The sequence below is a fragment of the Lacinutrix gracilariae genome, from assembly GCF_042684485.1.
Lineage (GTDB): Bacteria > Bacteroidota > Bacteroidia > Flavobacteriales > Flavobacteriaceae > Oceanihabitans > Oceanihabitans gracilariae.
This window is the reverse complement of sequence record NZ_JBHULM010000009.1, coordinates 72,964-90,169: the sequence shown is the minus strand read 5'-3', so window position 1 is coordinate 90,169 and position 17,206 is coordinate 72,964. Positions and strand designations below refer to the sequence as shown.

14 protein-coding genes are annotated in these 17,206 nt (G+C 31.3%); 1 reads left to right on the top strand and 13 read right to left on the bottom strand.

Features of this window, described 5'->3' with window-relative positions; genetic code table 11:
- Nucleotides 1–203 precede the first annotated feature (203 nt).
- From ACFSSB_RS06615 to bshC, 13 genes are all read right to left on the bottom strand, one after another.
- On the bottom strand, nt 204–782 hold the full coding sequence (locus ACFSSB_RS06615) for a phosphatase PAP2 family protein (RefSeq protein WP_379902295.1): 579 nt from the start codon (nt 780–782) through the stop codon (nt 204–206).
- Between the two features lie 157 nt (nt 783–939).
- Nucleotides 940–1,167 (bottom strand): hypothetical protein, encoded by a 228-nt coding sequence (locus ACFSSB_RS06610; RefSeq protein ID WP_379902293.1) that lies wholly within the window; start codon nt 1,165–1,167, stop codon nt 940–942.
- Nucleotides 1,154–2,539: an MATE family efflux transporter gene (locus tag ACFSSB_RS06605; RefSeq protein ID WP_379902290.1), complete on the bottom strand. Its 1,386-nt coding sequence runs from the start codon at nt 2,537–2,539 to the stop codon at nt 1,154–1,156. Before ACFSSB_RS06605 ends, ACFSSB_RS06610 begins: the two co-directional genes overlap by 14 nt.
- A 48-nt stretch (nt 2,540–2,587) precedes the next feature.
- Nucleotides 2,588–3,550, bottom strand: coding sequence for an NAD(P)H-dependent flavin oxidoreductase (locus ACFSSB_RS06600; RefSeq protein ID WP_379902553.1), 963 nt, complete (start codon nt 3,548–3,550; stop codon nt 2,588–2,590).
- 134 nt (nt 3,551–3,684) lie between these two features.
- Complete coding sequence (mnmA, locus tag ACFSSB_RS06595; RefSeq protein WP_379902287.1) at nt 3,685–4,872, bottom strand: tRNA 2-thiouridine(34) synthase MnmA; 1,188 nt, start codon at nt 4,870–4,872, stop codon at nt 3,685–3,687.
- Between the two features lie 330 nt (nt 4,873–5,202).
- Nucleotides 5,203–5,901 (bottom strand): toxin-antitoxin system YwqK family antitoxin, encoded by a 699-nt coding sequence (locus ACFSSB_RS06590; protein WP_379902285.1) that lies wholly within the window; start codon nt 5,899–5,901, stop codon nt 5,203–5,205.
- A 98-nt stretch (nt 5,902–5,999) separates the two neighbouring features.
- Nucleotides 6,000–7,901: a membrane protein insertase YidC gene (gene yidC, locus ACFSSB_RS06585; RefSeq protein ID WP_379902283.1), complete on the bottom strand. Its 1,902-nt coding sequence runs from the start codon at nt 7,899–7,901 to the stop codon at nt 6,000–6,002.
- A gap of 101 nt (nt 7,902–8,002) precedes the next feature.
- Entirely contained in the window at nt 8,003–9,619 is a 1,617-nt protein-coding gene (locus tag ACFSSB_RS06580; protein ID WP_379902280.1) for a CTP synthase, read from the bottom strand.
- Between the two features lie 386 nt (nt 9,620–10,005).
- Nucleotides 10,006–10,239, bottom strand: coding sequence for a DUF3820 family protein (locus ACFSSB_RS06575; RefSeq protein ID WP_379902278.1), 234 nt, complete (start codon nt 10,237–10,239; stop codon nt 10,006–10,008).
- A 2-nt stretch (nt 10,240–10,241) separates the two neighbouring features.
- Entirely contained in the window at nt 10,242–10,778 is a 537-nt protein-coding gene (locus ACFSSB_RS06570; RefSeq protein WP_379902276.1) for a DUF922 domain-containing protein, read from the bottom strand.
- Between the two features lies 1 nt (nt 10,779).
- Nucleotides 10,780–12,717: an amino acid ABC transporter substrate-binding protein gene (locus tag ACFSSB_RS06565; RefSeq protein WP_379902274.1), complete on the bottom strand. Its 1,938-nt coding sequence runs from the start codon at nt 12,715–12,717 to the stop codon at nt 10,780–10,782.
- 228 nt (nt 12,718–12,945) lie between these two features.
- On the bottom strand, nt 12,946–14,481 hold the full coding sequence (gene guaA / locus ACFSSB_RS06560) for a glutamine-hydrolyzing GMP synthase (protein WP_379902272.1): 1,536 nt from the start codon (nt 14,479–14,481) through the stop codon (nt 12,946–12,948).
- Between the two features lie 203 nt (nt 14,482–14,684).
- On the bottom strand, nt 14,685–16,292 hold the full coding sequence (gene bshC, locus ACFSSB_RS06555) for a bacillithiol biosynthesis cysteine-adding enzyme BshC (RefSeq protein ID WP_379902270.1): 1,608 nt from the start codon (nt 16,290–16,292) through the stop codon (nt 14,685–14,687).
- Nucleotides 16,293–16,450: 158 nt separating this feature from the next.
- On the opposite strand from bshC, the gene ACFSSB_RS06550 reads away from it, so the two are divergent.
- Nucleotides 16,451–17,206, top strand: a complete 756-nt coding sequence (locus tag ACFSSB_RS06550) for an SGNH/GDSL hydrolase family protein (protein ID WP_379902268.1) — start codon at nt 16,451–16,453, stop codon at nt 17,204–17,206.

The following is a 17,206-nucleotide window of genomic DNA, read 5'->3' as shown; positions in this document are numbered from 1 at the left end:
TTATACATTAAAAAAACAACAATATAAGCAACAAATAACCACTTCTATTGTAGTTTACTAAATACTAAGTAATTATCATTTTGGAGTTTTCTTACAAAAAAGAACTCGTGCTCAAAATAAAACAACAGTGGAACAAAAAAATATAAAAGTACCGTTTAGTACAGTAGTGTTTTAAGTTATAATGTACAAGCAACACCAATACATTAATGGCTTTTTTCTAGAACATAACGCTTAATTACGTAGCGTAATATTTTGTAAAACATAAAGCCAGAAAGTGCGCCAAAGGTCATACCACAAACAACATCTAAAGGATAATGTACACCAACATAAATCCTGCTATACGCTACTATAACACTCCAAAAAAGTAAAATAAAAATAAGGTTTTTGTAATACGGTTTTAGTAATAAACCAGCAAAAACTGCAGCTGCCATAGTATTAGATGCATGCCCAGAAAAGAAACCATACTTACCACAGCGCACTGCAATAAAACGCATTTTTTCCATAACGCCTTCTTGTCTGCAAGGTCTTGCTCGTTGAAAACCATCTTTAAAAAGGTTGGTAATTTGGTCTGTAAAAGTTACCATAAGCACAATTAGAAGTACAGAAAACGCAAGGGTTTTCAGCCCAAATTTCTTATAAATAAAAAATAACAACAAGGCATATAAAGGAATAAAAGTAAGCTTATTGGTAATTAACAACCAAAAAGCGTCCCAAGTTGGTGTTCCTAAATTATTTAAAAACAAGAAAAGCTCCTGATCGTTTAGTATAAGTTGGTCTATCATTTTTTATTTTTTGGGTGTTACTTTTTGCGTATTGTATATAATTAGACACCCAAACAAGTTGAGTACAAAGCTTGTAGTACAGCAAAAAGTCAGGCTTTACATTACAATCTTTTTTATGAAAAATAAAAAAGGATTTTCATTGCAATCCTTAACACAATTACTCTTCATAACGAGCCACTTCTCTATCGTAAAAAGCAGTAGCCTCTTTAATTAAATTTTCTGTTTCTAGTTCTAATTCTTTTTGGTCATGTTGGTCAAAATCTTCAAACCATTCTACTTCATCATCTTCTAGATTAATAATAAATCTAGGAAAATCTGTATGTATAACAAAAATAGCATTAGGATGATCTGTATTGTCACCAAGAATAAATTTAGGTAGCGTCATGTTTTGAATGAATTAATTTTTTAGTCAAATAATTAAAGCGAATATACAATAAAATGGCTGCTGTTGTTAGTCCTGCTAGAAGTCCTAACCAAATACCAAAGCTAGCATAAGCCTCTTCTTTACCTAAAAACCAACTTACAGGAAAACCTACTAACCAATAAGAAACAAAGGTAATAATTGTTGGAATTTTTACGTCTTGTAAACCACGTAAAGCTCCTAAAACTACTACTTGAATACTATCACTTATTTGAAAAACTGCTGCTGCAAGCATTAATTTAGAAGCTATAGCAACTACTTCTGTATTATCTATAAGGTTTTCTGCATCATCAAAATCTACATATAATTTAGGTAACTCACTATGAAATACAAAAAAGAGCAATGCAAAGCAAGTTGCAAAAATAGTACCTAATAAAAACAATGAAAACGCAATGCGACGTAGCTCTATATAATTTTGTAATCCTTTTTGGTTACCAACACGTACCATAGATGCTACACTTAAACCCATAGCTACCATAAAGGTCATAGAGCTCAAGTTTAAGGCTATTTGGTTTGCTGCCTGCGGATTTTTACCTAACAAACCGCTTAACCATATTGCAGCAGTAAAAATAGCTACTTCAAAAAACATTTGCATAGCACTTGGTGCACCTAAACCTATTAGTTTTTTTAACATGCTACGTTCTAGCACAAAAAACTTGATATTAGTTACATAGTTTTTAGATTTTTCTTTCCCTTTTAATAACCACCAAATATAAAGTACCATAACTATACGTGAAGCTAGTGTACCATAGGCTGCACCAATAATACCTAATTCTGGAAAGCCCAACTTCCCGAAAATTAGCAAGTAGTTTAAAACCACATTGATAACATTGGCTAAAATAGTAGCATACATTGGGTATTTAGTCATAGACAAACCATCACTAAACTGTTTAAAAGCCTGAAAAATAATTAAAGGAATTAATGAAAAAGCTACTAAATCTAAATACGGAATAGCAAAGGCAACCACTTCTTCTGGCTGTTGCATTAAGTACATAAGTGGTTTAGCAAAATACACCATAAAGAAAAGTGAAATTCCTAAAACAGTACACAAAAACAAGCCATGTTTAAAGGCTAGCTTTCCTTGTTTAAAATCATTAGCAGCATCTGCTTCTGCTACTAAAGGCGTAATTGCAGTACTAAAACCAATACCTAAAGACATAGCAATAAAAATAAAGCTATTACCAAGAGAAACTGCAGCTAATTCTGCAGTACCTAATTGGCCAACCATAATATTATCTATAAACTGAACAAAGGTATGCCCTAGCATACCAAGCATAACTGGAGCTGCTAGCCTCCAGTTATATTTAAATTCTTTAGTGTAATCACTTAAAACCATTTGGCAAAAGTAATATTTCGGTTGTTGTTATGCGAATAATACGTTAAATTAAAAACTAGAAACTTTTGTCTTTGCTTCTTCAAACTCTTGCATCATATCTTTTACAATTTGTGCTGTTGGTTTTATGTCATGTATAAGTCCTGCTATTTGACCAATTTCTAATTCTCCATCTTCTAAATCGCCTTCAAACATACCACGTTTTGCTCTTGCTCTACCTAATAGTTCTTTAAGTTGTTCTGGCGTTGGTGCTGTTTTATATAATTCTTGTAATTGGTTATAGAATTTATTTTTTACTAAGCGTACAGGAGCTAATTCTTTTAAAGTAAGTTGCGTATCTCCTTCTTTAGCATCTACTACTATTTTTTTAAATGCTTGATGTGCTGAGCTTTCTTCACTAGCCACAAATCTGCTTCCTACTTGTACAGCATCTGCACCTAAAACCATAACTGCTAACATGGCTTGTCCTGTTGCAATACCTCCTGCTGCAATTAGTGGTATTTGTAACTGCTCTTTAACCATTGGTAGTAATGTTAATGTTGTGGTTTCATCTCTACCATTATGTCCTCCTGCTTCAAAACCTTCGGCAACTATAGCATCTACACCTGCATCTTGGGCTTTTAATGCAAATTTTACACTACTCACTACGTGCACTACAGTAATTCCTTTTTCTTGTAACCATTTGGTCCATGTTTTAGGGTTTCCTGCAGAAGTGAATACAATTTTTACACCTTCGTCTACAATAATATTCATGATTTCTTCAATGTTAGGATATAACATTGGTACGTTAACACCAAAAGGCTTGTCTGTAGCTTTTTTACATTTCTGTATGTGCTCACGTAAAACATCAGGATACATACTTCCTGCACCAATAAGTCCTAAAATTCCAGCATTACTTGCTGCAGATGCTAGTTTCCATCCTGAATTCCAGATCATTCCTGCTTGAATGATTGGATATTGAATATTGAATAATTTTGTGATTCTATTTGCCATAAAAAGTTTCTGTTTTAAAATGGTAATTTAAGAATTTGATTACACTCTACCAATAGAAACTTACAGAGGACACAAAAGGTTTCTATTTTAAAATGTTTCCATAAAAAAAGCCTTTCTTCTATTGAAAAAAGGCTTTAAACATATAGTATTTTTATCTATGAAATTACTCCAGAACCTAAAAGTTCTTCGTCTTGATACCAAGCAACAAATTGTCCTTCTTGTATTGCAGATTGTGGTTTTTCAAACTCTACATACATACCAAAATCAACTTGGTGTAAGGTAGCTTTTTGTAATTCTTGACGATATCTTATTCTTGCCGATACTTCCATACTTTGGTCTACTTGTAATGCTAAGTCTTCACGAATCCAATGTACTTCTTCATTAGCTACAAAAAGTGCTTTTTTATACAAACCTGGATGATTTTTACCTTGTCCTGTATAAATTACATTTTCGGTAACATCTGTATCTATAACAAATAAGGGTTCTATTGTACCACCAACAGCTAGCCCTTTACGTTGTCCTTTAGTAAAATAATGTGCTCCTTGATGTTTACCTACTACCTTACCATCTGTTAAAGCGTAATTTGATTTTTCTGCTAGGTATGCCAATTCTTCTTTTTTAGTAGAAAAAGCAGGTGTTGTTTTATGATAAGCTTGATTGCTTTCTGGAACTTCTACAATAACACCTTCTTTAGGCTTTAATTGTTGTTGTAAAAATTCTGGAAGACGTACTTTACCAATAAAACACAACCCTTGAGAGTCTTTTTTATCTGCAGTAATTAAATCTTGTTCAGCTGCTATTTTTCTAACTTCTGGTTTTTGTAATTCGCCTACAGGAAATAATGCTTTTGCCAATTGTTCTTGTGATAATTGACATAAAAAATAAGATTGATCTTTATTATCATCTGCTCCTGCAAGTAATTGATAGGTTTCCTTTCCGTTCTTTTCAATAGTTCCTTTTCTGCAATAGTGTCCTGTTGCAACATAATCTGCACCTAGCTCTAAGGCTATTTTCATGAATACATCAAACTTTATCTCTCTATTACAAAGTACATCTGGATTAGGAGTTCTTCCTTTTTCATATTCATTAAACATATAGTCTACAATACGTTCTTTATATTGCTCGCTTAAGTCTACGGTTTGAAAAGGGATTCCTAGTTTATCTGCTACAAGCATAGCGTCATTACTATCATCTAACCAAGGACATTCATCAGAAATGGTTACAGAATCATCGTGCCAATTTTTCATAAATAAGCCAATAACTTCATAGCCTTGCTCTTTTAATAAATATGCAGCAACACTTGAATCTACTCCTCCTGAAAGTCCTACTATTACTCTTTTCATCTCAATTTATTGTTTTTATTTTGGGGACAGAAGTAATTTATAAAAAAATGCATTAGAATGCATGCTTTTAAGCTCCCTTTTTAAAGTGCAAAATTACAAATAAAAAATATGGAAAGCAGTTAAAAATATAATGCTTTGTTAAAAAAACATGCACTTCATCGAATAAGTTATGTAAAACCTTTTCTGTCTTTAAAATTATTTTAATTTAGCTACCATAATTTAGGTACCCCTTTCATTTAGATTGATTAATAGCTTATTCATAAAAAAATGATTACCTAAAACAAACTCCTTACCTTGGTAAGGAGTTTTATATTTTAAAGCAGTTTGTAATTAATTTTTATAAGGATTTTTACTTTTTCTAGTAAAGTCTTTTTCTTTTACAAGCTTTCCGTTTTCATAATATTTCCAGACACCATGCTTTTTATCGTTTTTATATTGTCCTTGTAAAATGATCGTTCCGTTTTTATCATAAAAGGTTGCTGGACCATGTAATTCGCCTTGATTATATACGTACTCTTTTACCACAACACTTTTTTGAGTGTACCATACAGAAGGACCATGAAGCTTTCCGTTTACGTAGGTTTCGGTTTGCGCTAAAACTCCATCGTCATAATACACGAAACGTTCTCCATGCAATTCGCCTTGATCATTATAAGTATCTTTACTTAAAATATTTTTGGTTTTGTTCTGGTAGTAAATCCAAGTACCAATAAACAATTTTCCATTCATTTGTCCTTCACTAATTAGCTTTCCTGTTGACGAATAAAAAGAAACTTGTGCAATATTATTTTCTTTATTGAATTGCTTATTGGCAGCTAAAACAGCTTTACCATTTACATTTTTATAAAATTTAAAAACACCTATTTCTTTACCATGAAAAAACTCTCCTTGGTAACGTAAAACATCTGTGTTTTCATAATTCTTTTTCCATATACCATGACGTTTACCTTCTGCATCTAATTGATTAACTTCTTGAGCAGAAGCCATAAATGGTAGAAATAAAACAAATAGTAATACTATATTTTTCATAATGTAATAACGTAATTAATTAACCCAAATTGTAATAACAAAAAAGCTGCCAAAGTTTTAAAAACAAATAGCAGCTTTTTAATTTATAAGAAGAAATATTACTTCTTTTTTTGTTGTGCTTGTTTTTGTTTTTCAGCTTGCTCCATCATTTCAGCCATTTTCTTCTGGAACTTATTTTCTTTTTTAGGCTTCTTTTTATTTTCTTGAATTTTAGCATGTATTTTCTCTTCATCAAGAATATAGTTTTTAATAACTAACATGATACCAATACTAATAACATTAGAAATAAAGTAATATAAACTTAATCCTGAGGCATAGTTATTAAAGAAAAACAACATCATTAATGGCGAAAAGTAAATCATATACTTCATCATTTTTGCCATATCAGGCATACCTTCTTGCGTAGGTTGCGTAGCCATTTGTTGTCCTGTAGTCATTTTCATGTAGAAGAAAATTGCTATAGATGCTAATATTGGAAACAAACTTACGTGATCTCCATAAAAAGGAATATGAAAAGGAAGTTCTGCAATTACATCATAAGACGATAAATCATCTGCCCAAAGGAAACTTTTTTGTCTTAAATCAAAAGCCGAAGGGAAAAATTGAAATAAAGCATAAAACACAGGAAGCTGTATTAAAGCTGGTAAACATCCACTTAATGGACTAGCACCTGCTTTAGTTTGCAAGGCCATAGTTTCCTGTTGAATTTTCATTTTATTGTCTTTGTACTTTTCTTTTATAGCATCTAACTCAGGCTTAATAATTTTAAGCTTTGCTTGCGATAAAAATTGCTTGTACTGTACAAAAGATAATAGTAATTTAATTAATACAGTCATTACTACAATTGCTATTCCGTATGGTAAAAACGAACTTAGCATAGAGAATAATGGAATAAATAAGAAACGATTTATCCATCCAAAAATTCCCCATCCAAAAGGAATACTGTCTTCTAAACCAATATCGTATTTTTTTAATGTATTATTATCTGTTGGACCAAAATAAAACTTTAATGGTTGGCTAAACTCACCTGCTTGAAGTTCTAATGGTATTCTTGAAGTAAATATTTTTGTAGAAACCGTATCTATTTCTTCGTCTAAAACTAAATTTTTAGATGTAATATCTACTTTTTTCAAAGGGTTCTCTGATACTAATATAGAACTAAAAAAGTGTTGTCTGTACGATAACCAGCTTACATCTTCTATAGCGTCATCATCATCACCTGAAGGACTTAATTTATCAATTTTATCCTCTTCATGTTGGTAGGTTAATCGCGTATATCTATTTTCATAAGAGATACTTTTATCGTGTCTAAACGTTTTTAGTTTCCAGTCTAAATTAATTGCTTGCGAACCGTTAACTACAGAGCTTAACCCTTGTGATTTTATGGTAAAATCTACCATATAATCGTTAGGTTTTAATTCATATCTGTACTCTAAAAATTGTGTAGGAGAAACTTTAAGTTTCATAGAAACTATTGTGTTTTCTCCATTTTTAGTTACACTAGGCTCAAAAAATAAATCTTGTGTATTTAAGTTTCTATTGTCTGCTGTATTAAAACTAATATTAAAATTAGTATTTCCTTCTTTAATTAAATAAATAGGAATAGAGTCATAATCAACAAACTCTTTTAATTTAACCTCACTAAGATAACCACCTTTATTACTAAACTTTAAAGAAAACTTTTCGGTTTCTACTACTGTTTCTTTATTGGTTGCAGAAGGTAAAGTAGATGCATAAGCAAAAGCACCTAGTTTATTTTTTAAAGCTACTAATTGTAAAGAATCTGTTGTAGAAGTTACTGAGTAATCTTCTGCAGTTGTTACCAAAGTACTTTCTTGGTTTTCTACTTCTTTTGTAGCTTCCACCTGTTCTTGTTTTGCTTTTTCTTGCGCTTCAAGTTCTTCTGGTGTTGGTTGGTTGGTGTACATCATGTACACTAAAATCCCGAATATTAGGATGAATCCTATTATTGAATTAAGGTCTAATTTTTTTTCTTCCATATTTAATTAATTAAGCCTAGAAGGTGTTAAAAACTTTTCTAGACTAGAAAGCAGATTACTCAAAAAGCAATCCAATCTTACTTTTGTGCCATAGTGACACTTTACTTACTTTTTTTATGCTTTAATGCAGCTTTTATAAATGCTACAAATAAAGGATGCGGATTAGAAACGGTACTTTTATATTCTGGATGATATTGCACACCAACAAACCAAGGGTGTTCTGGTATTTCAACAATTTCTACCAAATTAGTTTCTGGGTTTAATCCTGTTGCTAGCATTCCTGCTGCTTCTATCTGATCTTTATATTCGCTATTAAACTCATAACGATGTCTATGTCTTTCTTTAATCGCTTCGGTTTTGTACACATTAGCAACAATACTGTCTTTTTTAAGGTTACAATCCCAAGCTCCTAAACGCATAGTTCCTCCTTTATCTGTAATGGTTTTTTGTTCTTCCATTAAGCTAATAACAGGATGTTTACAAGTTTCATCCATTTCAAAGGAATTAGCATCTTCTAATTTTAGTACATTTCTAGCAAATTCAATAACTGCCATTTGCATACCTAAACAAATACCAAAAAATGGTATATTATTTTCACGTACAAATTTAACTGCAGCTATTTTACCATCTATACCACGCTCTCCAAAACCTGGAGCTACTAACACACCATCTAGATGCGAAAGTTTCATTTTTACATTATCTTCTTTTAAATACTCAGAATGTATAGACTCTATATTTACTTTTACTTCATTTTCTGCTCCTGCATGAATAAAGGCCTCTAAAATAGATTTATACGAATCTTGTAACTCTACATATTTACCAATTAAACCAACAGTTACTTCGGTTTTAGGGTTTTTATGACGTTGTAAAAACTTATTCCATTGCGTTAAATCTGGAGTATGGTTTTCTAAAGCTAATTTTTTTAAGACTACTTTATCTAAGCCTTGCTCTAGCATAAGGTTTGGCACATCATAAATAGTAGAAGCATCAATAGATTGTATTACAGCTTCTTCTCTAACGTTACAAAACTTTGCTAATTTACTACGTAAATCTGTTGGTAGCTCGTGTTCTGTTCTGCAAACTAAAATGTCTGCCATTACACCACTTTCCATCAGCGTTTTTACACTGTGTTGTGTTGGTTTTGTTTTTAATTCACCTGCAGCAGATAAAAATGGCACTAATGTTAAATGAATAACGATGGCGTTATTATCTCCTAAATCCCATTTAAGTTGACGTACAGCTTCTACATAAGGTAGTGATTCTATATCACCTACAGTTCCTCCTATTTCGGTAATTACAACATCAAAATCACCAGAATTACCAAGAATTTGAATTCTGTTTTTAATTTCGTCTGTAATATGCGGAATTACTTGAACGGTTTTACCTAAAAACTCACCTCTACGTTCTTTTTCTATTACACTTTGGTAAATACGACCTGTAGTAACATTATTTGCTTGACTAGTAGGTACGTTTAAAAAACGCTCGTAGTGTCCTAAATCTAAATCGGTTTCTGCTCCATCATCAGTAACATAACATTCGCCATGTTCATACGGATTTAATGTTCCTGGATCTACGTTGATGTAAGGATCTAATTTTTGAATTGTAGTTCTGTAACCTTGTACTTGTAAGAGTTTAGCTAATGATGCAGCTATAATGCCTTTTCCAAGCGAAGATGTTACTCCTCCTGTTACAAATATGTATTTTGTTGTAGTTGTCATATTGCGGTGTTAAACGCGAGCAAATTTACAATTTTAAGTTTGAAAGTTTAAGTGTTTGGGTGTTTATTTTTAGAGGAATTAACACCTCGTTTTTGTTAATATTTAGACTGTAATTATAAAAAAATCAAACTAAATTAGGTTAACGCTTGCTATAAATACAACAGACCAACATGATTGAACAATAAAAACGAATAGTAAAATGGTATATACTGAAAAAAGAACTGTGCATTACACAAAATTATACCTTGAAAATTCTTTAAAACACTTTACCCTAAATACAAAAAAACAACAACGCACCATACAGAGCATTTACAAACTATAAACAACTAGTTTTTTTTTAGAAAAGGTTAGTTAACTAAAGACTTATAGTAGTTACTTATACAAGACTATTTTTCAGGAAAATTCTTTTGTATGTTTCGTATTAAGTTTTCTAAACCATTTAGTTTTAAGGTGTAAACGGTTTCTAGCATTTCGCCAAGTTTTCCTTTAGGAAAGCCTTTATTGTGATACCATACCACATAGTGTTCTGGCAACTCAATTAAATACCTACCTTCATACTTACCAAAAGGCATTTTTGTATGTGCTAATTTTATAAGAAACTCTTTATCTGGCTGCAACATACTTATAATTTGTATTTATCTAGTTTGGCTAATTCTTCTTCAATATGGTTTTGCCATTGCAATTGAAGCTTTTTATTTCTTGAATAATCGGTTTCTGCATCATACAGTTCTTGGTAATCTGCAAGCTCTTGATTTATTTCTTGATGTATGGTATCTAGTGCTACACTTACATTTGGAGACACTTGTAATTGTGCTACTCTTTGTCTAAACTTTCTTGCAAACAATTCTGTAATATTAAAATGAAATTGCTCATGTGCTAATATATGGTTGTCTGCTTGTTCTATTTTAACCCAGGATTTATTAGGATAAAAATGAGCTTCTATTTTAGTATGAAAACCCACTACTTCATCATTCCTTTTTTTTATAGAATAGCCAAAGGTAATACCAGAAGCAGTAATTGCTACAGCTTTTGAATCTGTTTCTACTGCTGCTTTAAAATCTGTCCATGAAAGTGTATTAGACGCACTCCAATTTATACTTGGCTCCTTTTTTTGAAGCGGAAGTATACTTATGCAAATAAGAAAGATTCTTAAAAACATGTTATTGCGCGTCTACTATTTGTAAATCCTTATATTTTACAACGTAAACCGTATTATTATAATATCCTCCAAATAGGTTTTTATGGTAAGCAAATTTGTTTTCTAAATACTCGGTTAACGGAAACTCGTTTACCGAATTATACATGCTTTCTGAAGCGGAAAGACGTAAAACAACATCTAGCATTAAATCAAAACCTCTAACTGCTGTTTTGTTTGGTGTATCACCATATTTTTTCTTGTATTCTTTAACAAAACCATTACTATTCTCTTCGTTATAGGTTTTTGAAACACTAGGAAAATGAAAGTTTAGGTTAGACAAGTGGTAGTTAGAAATTTCATCATTTTCAAAAGCACTATTCATATCTGTTGTGGCTAACACAATTTTATTCTCGTCACTGTTTAACGAGTTTAAAATACTAGTAACGTTAGATACAAAAGTATAGTTTTGGGTTTCTAAAAAGATGATGTTTTTTCCAGGTTTTAGTTTACCTTCAATATCATCTTTTAATACATAATACGAATCTTTTCCGTCTTTATCTTTTCTAGAATGTATTTGTGATGCTGTAGTAAACACTCTTTTTAAACCATTACTTGTTGCAGCATTTTTAGCATCTGCAATAATAATTACATGACTTTTTGTGCTATCAGACTTTACAAAATCAATCATTTTTGTTTTTAATAATGCCGAAGAAGGCATCGATTGAAAAACGTTTTCTGATAATTTTAAATCTTTTAAATTAGGAGAAATTACAGGAACATTATTTTCTTCTAGCTGAGAAGCTACGTATTCAAAGTTTTTAGGCATTAGTGGCCCAATTACTGCATCTGCATTTTCTAAATTTTTAGAACGTACTAAATTAGAAACTTCGCTTAATTGGTTTTTGGTATCATACACATCTAACTTTAAAGAAACGCCTAGCTTTTGTAAAGAATCTACAGCCAATAAAACTCCTGAGTAAAAATCTAATGAAGTACTTAAAAAACGATCACTTTGCATTTGCTTTTTAGCATCATATACAGAATCTGCATTTACTCTATTTAATCTAAAAGGTAATAGTATGGCAATATTTTTGGTTTCAAAGTTTCTAATATTGTTCACTAAACTTGAAGTAGCTACAGTAGTTGTAATACTAGCACTAGTTACTTCTCCTGTTTCTGTTGTAGTATTAGAATATGGTATTTTTAAAACCATACCAGATTTTAAACCCGTTTCTTTAAGTGAAGGATTAAGAGCTTCTAGTTCTTCTTGTTCTAATTTTAGTTTTAATTTTAAACGATAAAACCCTTCTTTTGGTAAAACAGTATAATACGAATATCTATCATCTATTTGTTTTACTTCTGTGGTTTTTAGATTAGGTACTTGTATTACTTGCCCAACATTAAGTGTTGCTGGCATATTTGGGTTTAATGCTTCTAGCTCTTCTACAGTAATACCATATTTATAAGCTATTCGCCATTTTCCTTCTTTTGGTAAAACAGTATAGTCACTTGTTGTTTTTACAGTTTCAACAACTGTTTTTGTTTTATAAACAGGAATTTTAATTTTATCTCCTTTACGCAAGTTGTTTGCGTATAATGAAGGATTATGTTTTTTAATTTCGTCCTGCTCTACATTGTATTTTTTTGATAAACTGTAAAGGGTTTCTTTACGTTTTACTTTATGCTCTATAAAACGTTGAAACTCTTTAACTGTAGTGCTTGTAGTTTGTGGTGTTGCTATTTTAGACTTAGGAATAATAAGAACTGCATTTTCTTTTAGTTCTTTTTTAGCATCTGGATTTAAACTATAAATATCATAAGGAGTTACGCTGTATTGCTTTGCAATGCTTTCAATAGTTTCTCCTGATTTTACTCTATGTGTATCATAGTTTTGTGCTTGTGCTTTTGTTACACAACTGAATACTAAAACTAAACTAAATATGTATATTAAATTCTTCATATATTACTTATACGTTCTTAATTGCGTTAAGGATTGCAGTGTAAATCCTTTTTTATTTTTCTTAAAAAAGATTGCAACGTAAAGCCTGACTTTTTGTGCTTCTGTAAGGTTTTTTAACCTTGTAGAAGCACAAAAAGGAACGCCCAAATAAGCATAACCCTTATTGAACGTGGCTCATTTTTAGATACATTTTTTGTAGTTTAAAAAAACACTAAAAATATTTCTTTTTTATTCCCACTCAATGGTTGCTGGCGGCTTGCTACTAATATCGTACACTACTCTATTAACGCCTTTTACTTTATTTATTATTTCGTTGGAGGTTTTTTGTAAAAAATCATACGGTAAATTTACCCAATCTGCGGTCATACCATCTGTACTTTCTACTGCACGAAGCGCTACACATTTTTCATAGGTACGCTCATCTCCCATAACTCCCACACTATTTACTGGTAGCAAGATTGCTCCTGCTTGCCAAACGCTATCATATAGATTCCATTTTTTTAAGTTGTCTATAAAAACAGCATCTACTTCTTGTAAAATGCGTACTTTTTCTGGAGTAATATCTCCTAAAATACGTATTGCTAGTCCTGGTCCTGGAAATGGATGACGACCTAATAAGGCTTTGTCCATATGCATAGATGCACCTACACGACGTACTTCATCTTTAAACAATGCTTTTAGTGGCTCTACAATTTTAAGTTTCATAAAGTCTGGTAAACCACCTACATTATGATGACTTTTTATAGTAGCACTTGGTCCTCCTGTTGCAGAAACACTCTCAATAACATCTGGATAAATGGTACCTTGTGCTAACCATTTTACGTCTTCTATTTGGTGTGCTTCATCATCAAAAACCTCAATGAACACGCGACCTATTGCTTTACGTTTTTTCTCTGGATCGCTTTCTCCTGCAAGTGCATCCAAAAAGCGTGCCGAAGCGTCAACTCCTTTTACATTTAAGCCCATGCCTTGGTATTGGTCTAATACACTTTGGTATTCGTTTTTACGTAATAAACCATTATTAACAAAGATGCAGTATAGGTTTTTACCTATTGCTTTATGTAGTAACATTGCTGCTACAGATGAGTCTACTCCTCCTGATAAACCTAAGACTACTTTATCGTCTTTTAATTGGTCTTTTAAGTCTTGAACCGTTTCTTCTACAAAAGAATCTGGTGTCCAGTCTTGATCAAGATTGGCTATATTTACTAAGAAATTTTCTAATAATTGTTTTCCGTCTGTAGAGTGATATACTTCTGGGTGAAATTGTATAGCGTAGGTTTGCTCGCCTTCTATTTTATAGGCTGCATTTTCTACATCATGTGTACTTGCTAAAAGCACTGCATTTGTTGGCAATGTTTTAATAGTATCACTATGACTCATCCAAACTTGACTTCCTTTAGAGATGATACCAAAAAAAGGATCGTTTTCTTTTACATAGCTTAAATTGGCTCTACCATACTCTCTAGTATTTGAAGGAGCAACCTCACCACCAGAAAAATGTGCTAAGTATTGTGCACCATAACATACTGCTAATAATGGTTTTTTACCTCTTATTTTAGATAAATCTGGATGTAAAACATCTTCTCCTCTTACAGAGTTTGGACTACCAGAAAGAATTACTGCTTTGTAATCTTCTACGTTTGACGGAATTTTGTTGAATGGATGTATTTCGGATAAGATGTTAAGCTCTCTAACTCTTCGCGCAATAAGCTGTGTGTATTGCGATCCGAAATCTAATATAAGTACCTTGTTGTGTTGCATGCGCAAAAATAGCAATTGATTTTTGAATGACGAATTACCATTTAGTATTTTTTAAAAAATTTTTTAAAAATCTAATTTTTAGAAAATGAAAGGGATGTTTTTAAAAATTGCAGTCCCTTTTTTTACTAGTAATGTTGTAAATTACAACACCAATATTATTCTTTTTTTGTTTAAAAACTATAAGTCTGCAACTTACAATACCTTTACATGGTTAATATGGTAAAATCGCCTTGTAATGGGTTTAATTCTGCAATTAGTTTTGGTACTAGTTGCTCACCAAATTCTAAATACAACTCTGAAAAATTAGTGTTACGTTCTTGCAAGCTAGCATTAGGAAACAGCTGATTTTGTAATTCTGTCATACGTGCTACCTGATCTTTTAATTTGCGTTTTTGTGCAGTAAGCAATCGTTTCTCTAAATGTTGTAAACCGTTTATTTGTTTTTTTTCTTGTGCTGCAACTGCACCTATAAATGATTTGTCTGTTTGCTCGGCCAATTGGTATAAGTCTTTAAATTGTTCTTGCAGTTGTTTTAACTGTTCAGAAAAATCAATATCGATATTTGATATTTGTCTTACTTTTTTATTTATAAATGTATCGCGCTTTAAAAAGAGATCTTGATTTGTAATTTGTAGCTTATTTAGTTTTTCGGCCTGTTTTTGTGTTTTTATTAAAACAGAATTACGTAATAACAACATAGGAAAAGGAACCTGTACTGCTTTAAAATTATCTTTTAATTGCAACCAATAGGCTAACTCTCCTCCTCCACCTATATAACAAAGGTTTGGCAAAAGAACCTCTTGATACAAAGGTCTCAAGATTACATTTGGGCTAAAACGCTCTGGATGTTCTTTTACTTCTTTTATTATTTCTTCTTTACTAAAAGAAATGTTGGTGTTAAGCACTTTATACGCTTGGTCTTCAAAAACAATACGTTCACGAAGGTTTTTAGTTAAATAAAATAAATTTATTTCTCTTGGGTTAACTTGTATCTTGCTAACACTTGCTAACTGGCTTAACTTTTCATTGGTTTTAGATACTACATTAAATGAAGTTTGTTTTACTAATTCTTCTTCTATATAAGGAACAAATAATTGTTTTAAATTTTTATTATTCGCTTCAACTATTACCAAGCCATAGCTTGCAAATAATGCATTTGCTAAATACAAAGTAGCATCAGCAAGATTATTGTTTTTTAAATATGCCGATTGAAATAAATCTCTTAGTGTATCTGCATTTTTTCCTGCACCTAATTCTTTGGTAAAAACATCAAACACTTTGTCTAAACCTTGCGTAGAAAGTTCTCCTACTGCTCCAGAGGCCTCTCTATTCCATTGTACTTTTTTACCTTTAAAGTTGAAATAATTTATTTCATCAAAATCATGATCTTCGGTTGCCATCCAATAGATTGGCACAAAATTACAGTCTGGATATTCTTGTTTTAATTGCGAAGCTAAATTTATAGTAGAAACAATTTTGTATAAAAAATACAAAGGACCTGTAAAAAGATTTAGTTGATGTCCTGTGGTTATGGTAAAGGTATTTTCTAATTTTAAATCTTCAATATTTTGAAGCGTTTTTGAAGAAGCTTCCACATTTTTGTATTGTTCTTTTAAGGCTTGTACTAAAATGTTTCGGTTTTGTACAGAAACCGTTTTAGATGCACGTTTTTCTTCTATCTGTGCTTTAAAATTTTCAAGCTTAGGAAAGTTATTATAAAACGGTTGTAGTTCTTTTTTTTCCTCTAAATAATCGCAGATTAAGGCTGAAAAATAATTCGTTTTTTTAAAAGTAATACATTCTGTTGGCATAGCTACCTTCAATATTTTTATGTAAAGATACAGTGATTAATTATTTGTTTATAGATATTCTATCTTCACTTTTACATTTTTTTAATCAAAATAAAAAGTAAATACCTTATCTTTAGTCTTTTATAAACCCTAAAAACTGTTATAGCAAAATATTTTTCATGAAAAAAACAGCAATTCTTTTCCCTTTTCTTTTTTTAGCAACAGTATTGGCTTTACAAGATTGTAACAAAAGTGATGAAAAATCTAATACTTTTATACAAAATAATGTTAATACTAATACAATAACCATTTTACCTTTAGGAGATTCTAGAGTAGAAGGTGCTACAAGCAACTCTGTAAGCTATAGGTATGATTTATGGAAAAACTTAATATCTAATCAATGGAATTTTGATTATATAGGTACACAAAACGACAATACGACTTACCCTTTACTATTAGGAAAATCTTTTGATCCTGATCACGAAGGTATTGGAGGCTCTGAAACCGAAGACATACTAGAAAACATAGATGAAGTTCTTGAAAGCTCAGGAACACCAGATGTGGTATTATTAGGTATTGGCGGAAATGATTTAGTTAGAAATACTCCTGTTACAGAAATAGTAGACAACCTTAATCAAATTATAGATATTTTACAGAATGACAATACTAATGTTACTATTTTTTTAGAACGTATTGCTCCTGGAAGATCTAATGTCATGACAGATGAAGCCACAGAAAGCTATAATTTATTTTTAGAAAACCTAGCTGTTTTATCTTTAGAACAAAGCAATGAAACCTCTAAAGTCATTCTTGTAGATATGGCTAGCAATTGGACAGATGCTTATATGGCAGATAATTTACACTACAACCAATTAGGCGCAAAAGAAATTGCAGACCGATATTTTCAAGCTATTGTTAACTATTTAGAAAAGTAA

Bases quoted from the DNA above. Each gene is read 5' to 3' on its own strand.
- ACFSSB_RS06615 (WP_379902295.1), bottom strand. From the start codon at position 782: ATGATAGACCAACTTATACTAAACGATCAGGAGCTTTTCTTGTTTTTA.
- ACFSSB_RS06610 (WP_379902293.1), bottom strand. From the start codon at position 1,167: ATGACGCTACCTAAATTTATTCTTGGTGACAATACAGATCATCCTAAT.
- ACFSSB_RS06605 (WP_379902290.1), bottom strand. From the start codon at position 2,539: ATGGTTTTAAGTGATTACACTAAAGAATTTAAATATAACTGGAGGCTA.
- mnmA (WP_379902287.1), bottom strand. From the start codon at position 4,872: ATGAAAAGAGTAATAGTAGGACTTTCAGGAGGAGTAGATTCAAGTGTT.
- ACFSSB_RS06590 (WP_379902285.1), bottom strand. From the start codon at position 5,901: ATGAAAAATATAGTATTACTATTTGTTTTATTTCTACCATTTATGGCT.
- yidC (WP_379902283.1), bottom strand. From the start codon at position 7,901: ATGGAAGAAAAAAAATTAGACCTTAATTCAATAATAGGATTCATCCTA.
- ACFSSB_RS06580 (WP_379902280.1), bottom strand. From the start codon at position 9,619: ATGACAACTACAACAAAATACATATTTGTAACAGGAGGAGTAACATCT.
- ACFSSB_RS06575 (WP_379902278.1), bottom strand. From the start codon at position 10,239: ATGTTGCAGCCAGATAAAGAGTTTCTTATAAAATTAGCACATACAAAA.
- ACFSSB_RS06570 (WP_379902276.1), bottom strand. From the start codon at position 10,778: ATGTTTTTAAGAATCTTTCTTATTTGCATAAGTATACTTCCGCTTCAA.
- ACFSSB_RS06565 (WP_379902274.1), bottom strand. From the start codon at position 12,717: ATGAAGAATTTAATATACATATTTAGTTTAGTTTTAGTATTCAGTTGT.
- guaA (WP_379902272.1), bottom strand. From the start codon at position 14,481: ATGCAACACAACAAGGTACTTATATTAGATTTCGGATCGCAATACACA.
- bshC (WP_379902270.1), bottom strand. From the start codon at position 16,292: ATGCCAACAGAATGTATTACTTTTAAAAAAACGAATTATTTTTCAGCC.
- ACFSSB_RS06550 (WP_379902268.1), top strand. From the start codon at position 16,451: ATGAAAAAAACAGCAATTCTTTTCCCTTTTCTTTTTTTAGCAACAGTA.